Source organism: Nocardia sp. NPDC003999, assembly GCF_053604885.1.
Genome location: NZ_JBSGIB010000046.1, coordinates 1 through 6,729, shown reverse-complemented (window position 1 = coordinate 6,729; position 6,729 = coordinate 1). Strand labels below are relative to the sequence as shown.

Below are 6,729 nucleotides of genomic sequence, written 5' to 3'. Positions count from 1 at the left end.
ACCGACCTCTTCGACGAAACCACCATCCACACCCTCGGCCACCGACTCGAACGCATCCTCACCACCATCGCCACCAACCCCCACACCCCCATCGGAGACATCGACATCCTCGACCGAACCGAACGGGAGCGGATGGCGGCCGCGGCGGAGTCGGTGAGCGTCGAACCGCCCACGGCTACCGCGGGCACGGCGCTGACCCAGGCGCTGGCGGCGGCGGTCGAGGACGACCCGGAGGGGCCCGCCGTGGTCGCCGGTGAGAACGCGCTGTCGTACCAAGATCTCGACGCCCGCTCTTCGCGTTTGGCGCGGGTGCTCATCGCGCGGGGCTGCGGTCCCGGCGCGGGTGTCGGAATGCGCTTGGATCGCGGCATGGAAGCGGTCATCGCGACCTGGGCCGTCCTCAAAACAGGCGCCGCCGTCGTCCCCGTCGACACCCTCGACACCGCACTGCCCGACGACCTCCAAACCAAAGTCGGCCTCACCCTCGGTGATCCACCCACCGGCACCCTCGACTGGCTCGCCCTCGACGACCCCGCCGTCATCGCCGAGATCGCCGCCGAATCACCCCGCCCGGTCACCTACGCACACCGCACCCGGGCGCTGCGCGGCACCGACCCGGCGTTCGTCGGCGCGCAAGTGCTCAGCTACGACGACTTGGCCACGGCGGCCGGACGGCTGCGCGCCCGCACCGAGCTGACCTTCGAATCGCGCACCTTCCAGCACGGCAGTCCGCAGTCGCCCGCCGCGCTGATCGAGGTGGTCGCCGCGGGATCGGTGGGCGCGTCGGTGGTGCTGGTCGGCGCGGACGGCGCGCTGACGGAGTCGCTGGCCGACGAGTGGGTAACCCATCTGGTGACCGATCGGACCGGGCTGGACGCCCTCGACCCGACGGCCCTGGAAGATTTGCACGCTGTGGTGCTGGACAATGGTGTCGGCGCCGTACCGGCGGGGCCGTGGGCCGATGTGGCCGCTATCGTCGAGTTCACCGAGCTGCTCGGTAGCGAGTGAATTGATTCGCGGCCGGACACGAGCCGCCAGTTGTGTGACCATGGACACAGCTGGTTGGTTTGGAGTATCAGGGTGTCCGCTGGAAATGTGTCATGGACGTGTTCTTACAGGCAGGATGTGCAGAGTTTTCATGTTTCGCTTGTCGGGGAATAGTCTGCCGGCTCAGGGATGGGGGACCAGGGACGAAGCGGGGCTCGCGTGACGCGGCCCGCGCGGGTGCGGCCCACACGCACCCGGCGACCTAGAGTCACTACCCTTCCGCAACTGATGGCAACCGCCGTCGAGGCGAATCCGACCGGTACCGCGGTCGTGTTCGCCGACGCGGTCAGCTCACGCGGACAACTCACCTACGCGGAACTCGACGCCGAATCCACGCGTTTGGCGCGTTTGTTGATCGATCGTGGGGTGGGTCCGGAGGATCTGGTCGCGGTCGGTGTTCCGCGTTCGGTGGAGTCGGTGGTCGCGGTGTGGGCCGTGGCCAAGACCGGTGCGGGGTTCGTGCCGGTGGATCCGAATTATCCGGCCGACCGGGTCGAGCACATGGTGAAGGACTCCGGCGCCGTGCTCGGACTCACCGTCGCGCGTGTGGTGGAGGACCTGCCCAACGAAATCGAATGGCTGGTGATCGATTCCGACACCTGTGCCAGGCAGCTGGAGGACTACCCGACCGAACCGGTCACCTATGCGGATCGGCTGCGCCAATTGCGCGCCGAACATCCTGCCTACGTCATCTACACCTCGGGATCGACCGGCATGCCGAAGGGTGTGGTCGTCACGCAGGCGGGGTTGGCGAGTTTCTGTGCCGAGCAGCGTGATCGGTATCGGGTGACGAGTGCGTCGCGGACGTTGCATTTCGCGTCGCCGTCGTTCGACGCGTCGGTGCTGGAGTTGCTGCTCGCGCTGGGCGGCGCGGCCACCATGGTCGTGGTCGCGCCGACGGTGTACGGCGGTGACGAGCTGGCCGCGCTCCTGCGCAGGGAGGCCGTCACGCACGCGTTCATCACCCCGGCCGCGCTGGCGTCGGTGGATCCGGCGGGGCTGGACGAGTTGCGTGTGGTGGTGGCCGGTGGCGAGGCGTGCCCGCCGGAGCTGGTGCGGCGCTGGGTGCGCCCGCTCGCCGACGGTGATCGCGAGTTCTACAACGGGTATGGCCCGACCGAGACCACGATCATGACGAACATCAGCGCGCCGCTGGTGCCGGGGCAGCCGGTGACGATCGGCGCGCCGATCCAGGCGACCACCGAGTACGTGCTGGACGAGCGACTGGTGCCGGTCCCGATCGGCGTGGTCGGCGAGTTGTACATCGGCGGGCCCCAGTTGGCACGGGGCTACCAGTTGCGCCCCGGCCTCACCGCCGTGCGTTTTGTCCCGAACCCCTTCGACCCGAACCACTCTCGTCTCTATCGCACCGGTGATCTGGTGCGCTGGACGCCGAGTGGTGAGTTGGAGTACCTGGGTCGCAACGACTTCCAGGTGAAGATTCGCGGTTTCCGTATCGAGCTCGGTGAGATCGATGCGGTGCTGGCGGCGCACGAGACGGTGGATTTCGCGGTCACCGTCGGGCACCAATTGGACAGCGGCGCGACGATTCTCGCCTCCTACGTGCATGCGGCGAGCGGACACTCGATCGACATCGACGAGCTGACCGCGCACGCCGAGCGCAGCCTGCCGGTGCACATGGTGCCGACCTCCCTCACCGTGCTGGACGAGATCCCGCTGACCCCGGTGGGCAAGCTGGATCGTCGGGCCCTGCCCGCTCCGCAGTTGCAGACCAAGGAATTCCGCGCTCCGTCGGGTGCGCTCGAGCAGTTGGTGGCGGGTGTGTTCGCCGACCTGCTCAGCGCCGGCGACGAGATCGGCGCGGACGACGATTTCTTCGAGCTGGGCGGCAACTCGCTCATCGCGACGCAGGTAGCTGCCCGGCTCGGGGCGTCGATCGGCGCGCGGGTGCCCGCGCGGACGGTGTTCGAAGCGCCGACGGTCGCGCTGCTGGCCGCCCGGCTCGCCGAATTCGACACCGGCGCGCAGCGTCCGGCACTGGTGGCGGTGGAGCGTCCGGAGCGGGTGCCGTTGTCGTTGGCGCAGCGGCGGATGTGGTTTTTGAATCAGTTCGATACCGGGTCCGCGGCGAACAATATTCCGTTCGCGGTGCGGTTGTCGGGTGTGTTGGATGTGGCGGCGTTGCAGGCGGCGGTCGCGGATGTGGTCGGGCGTCATGAGACGTTGCGGACGGTGTATCCGGCGGTGGACGGTACCGGGTATCAGGTGGTGCTGCCCGCCGCGGAGGCGACGCCGGACCTGACGCCGCACGACCTGCCCGCCGGGGAAGTCCCGGACTGGCTGCGTACGTTCGCCGCCACCGGTTTCGATGTCGCGGCCGAGGTGCCGTTGCGGCTTTCGCTCGCGCGGACCGGTCCCGACGACTACGTCCTCGCCGTCGTCGTGCACCACATCGCGGCCGATGGCACCTCGATAGCGCCGCTGGTGCGCGACTTGATGACCGCCTATGTCGCGCGCAGCGCGGGCACCGCACCCGGCTGGGAACCGCTGCCGGTGCAGTACGCGGACTACACGCTGTGGCAGCGCGCCGTGCTGGGCGAGGAGAACGACCCCCGTTCCGTGGCCGCGACGCAGATCGCCTTCTGGCGCGAGGCTCTCGCGGACATTCCGGACCGGATCGATCTCCCCACGGATCGGCCGCGTCCCGCCGCGGCATCCGGAAGCGGAGGCGTCTTCACCTTCACCGTCGACGCACCCACCCGGGCCCGGCTCGACGAACTCGCGCACGCGAATGGCGCCTCGTTGTTCATGGTTGTGCACACCGCTTTCGCGGCGTTGCTCGCCCGACTGTCCGGCTCCGCCGACATCACCATCGGCACGCCGGTCGCAGGCCGCGGCGAGGCCGAACTCGACGATCTGGTCGGCATGTTCGTCAACACGCTGGTGTTGCGGACCGCGGTGGATCCGGCGGCCTCGTTCGCCGAACTGCTGGCGGTGACCAAGGAACGTGACCTCGCCGCCTTCTCGCATGCCGAGTTGCCGTTCGAGCGGCTGGTCGAGGTGCTGGACCCGGTCCGCTCGCAGGCGCATCATCCGCTGTTCCAGGTGGCGCTGTTCTTCCAGAACATGGACCGAGCGGAGCTCGAGTTGCCCGGCCTGTCGGTCGGCGCGGTCGAACTCGACGGCGCGGTGGCCAAATTCGATCTGCAGCTGACGGTGACGCCGCAGGAAGGTCCGGACGCGGGCCTTGCCGCCATGTTCACTTACGCCACCGACCTTTTCGATGAGGGTTCGGTCGCCGAATTCGCGGCGCGCCTGAACCGGTTGCTGCGCGCGGTAGCGGCCGACCCCGATCGCGCACTGGGCGGCATCGACCTGCTCAGCGTGGTCGAGCGGGATCGAATCCTGCACGAGTGGAACGACACCCGTTACCCCGTCCGCTCCGAATTGCTGCTCGACGGATATCGCCGTGCCGTCGAAGCGAATCCGGAACGGATCGCCGTCGCTTACGAGGGCGTCGAGCTGACTTATCGTGAGTTCGATGCGCGGGTGAATCGGCTGGCGCGTTTGTTGATTTCGCAGGGTGTGGGTGCGGAGTCGTTGGTGGGGTTGGCGGTTCGGCGGTCGTTGGATCTGGTGGTGGGGATGTATGCGGTGGTGGCGTCGGGTGGGGCGTATGTGCCGTTGGATCCGGATCATCCGGCCGAACGCATCGCGCACATCCTCGACACCGCTCGCCCCCTCTGTGTCGTGACGACCAGTGCCGACGCGGCGGCCCTGCCCGAGGACGTCCGGGCGCTCGCCGTCGACACCCTGGATCTCGACGGCTTCGACGACAGCCCGGTTCGCCCGGAGGAACTACTGCGTCCGGTGTTGCCGGAGCACCCGGCGTACGTGATCTTCACGTCGGGATCGACCGGCAGGCCCAAGGGCGTCGCGGTGTCCCATGCGGCGATCGACAACCAGATCGCGTGGATGCTGGCGGAATACCCGCTGGGCCCGGACGACGTGTACCTGCAGAAGACGGCGACGACGTTCGACGTCTCGCTGTGGGGCTACTTCATGCCGTTGCGTGCGGGAGCGAAGCTCGTCGTCGCCACGCCGGACGGGCACCGCGACCCCGCCTACGTCGCGGAAACCATTGCCGGGCAGCGCGTGACGGTAACCGACTTCGTGCCGTCCATGCTGACCGTCTTCGCCGCGCACACCACGCCCGGCAGCTGCCCGACGCTGAAACACGTCTTCGTGATCGGCGAGGCGCTGCCCCCGGAGACCGTGGGAGCCATGCTCGCGGTGTCCGACGCCGCTGTGCACAACTTGTACGGCCCGACCGAGGCGGCGGTCTCGGTGACCTACTGGCCCGCGTCGGCGGACGAGCGCAGCGTGCCGATCGGTCTGCCGCAGTGGAACACGCAGGTGTACGTCCTGGACTCGTGGTTGCGGCCAGTGCCGGTGGGTGTGCCCGGTGAGCTGTATTTGGCCGGTGATCAGCTGGCCCGCGGTTACGTGCGGCGTCCCGATCTCACCGCGGACCGGTTCGTGGCCAACCCGTTCGGCAACGGTGAGCGGATGTACCGCACCGGTGACCTCGTCGTATGGCGCAAGGACGCCGACGACGCGGTCCTCGACTATCTCGGCCGGACCGATTTCCAGGTGAAGTTCCGTGGTCAGCGGATCGAGCTGGGTGAGATCGAGACGGCGCTGCTGGCGCAGCCTTCGGTGAGCCAGGCGGTGGCGCTCGTGTCGCCTTCATCGCTGGGCGACCAACTCGTGGCCTACGTCGTCCCCGCTCCGGGAGACCGGATCGACACGCAGGCACTGCGCTCCGCGATCGGTGAGACGTTGCCCGCCTACATGGTTCCGGGCGCCATCGTGGCGCTGGATGCGTTCCCGCTGAACTCCAGCGGCAAGCTGGATCGTAAGGCGCTACCGGAGCCCACCTTCGAGACCAAGCATTTCCGTGCGCCCTCGAGCGCGATCGAGGAGATCGTGGCGGGTGTGTTCGGCGAGGTGCTCGGTGTGACCCGGGTCGGCGCGGATGACGACTTCTTCGCGCTCGGCGGCAATTCGCTGGTCGCCACCCAAGTCGTGGCGCGTCTCGGCGCGGCGGTCGGTGGCCGCGTGCCGGTGCGGGCGCTGTTCGAGACTCCGACGGTGGCGGGGTTGGCGGCGGCGCTGGAGTCGCACACGCACGGTGAGCGCGTTGAGTTGGGCAGTATCGCCCGGCCGGAGCGGTTGCCGTTGTCGTTGGCGCAGCGGCGGATGTGGTTCCTCAACCGCTTCGATCAGTCCGATGAGGCCGCGGAGCAGATCGGTTCGGCGGCCTACAACCTGCCGTTCGCGTTGCGGTTGACCGGTGCGTTGGATGTCGCCGCGCTGGGTGCGGCGCTACAGGATGTGGTCGTGCGCCACGAGGTGCTGCGCACGGTGTATCCGGAGACGGTCGACGGCCCGGTGCAGGTGGTGCTGCCCGCCGGGCAGGTCGCCTTGGATCTCACTCCGCGGGTGCTGGCCGAGTCGGACGTGGCGAGCGCCGTGTACGCCTTGGCGGCGACTCCGTTCGACGTGACGGCCGAGGTGCCGTTGCGTGCCGTCCTCATCCAGGTCGACGGAGCGCCCGAGACGTATGTGTTGGCGGTGGTGGTGCATCACATCGCGGCGGATGCGTCGTCGATGGGTCCGTTGGTGCGGGATGTGATGGTGGCGTATGCGGCGCGTACT

2 protein-coding genes are annotated in these 6,729 nt (G+C 68.5%); both read left to right on the top strand.

Translation table 11 applies throughout. The features are described from left to right. On the top strand, positions 1 to 1,008 hold a 1,008-nt coding region (locus tag ACWESM_RS36475), incomplete at its 5' end, for an AMP-binding protein (protein WP_452495709.1). A 267-nt stretch (positions 1,009 to 1,275) separates the two neighbouring features. Next, positions 1,276 to 6,729, top strand: a 5,454-nt coding sequence (locus ACWESM_RS36470) for an amino acid adenylation domain-containing protein (RefSeq protein ID WP_364439858.1), incomplete at its 3' end; no start/stop codon positions are given.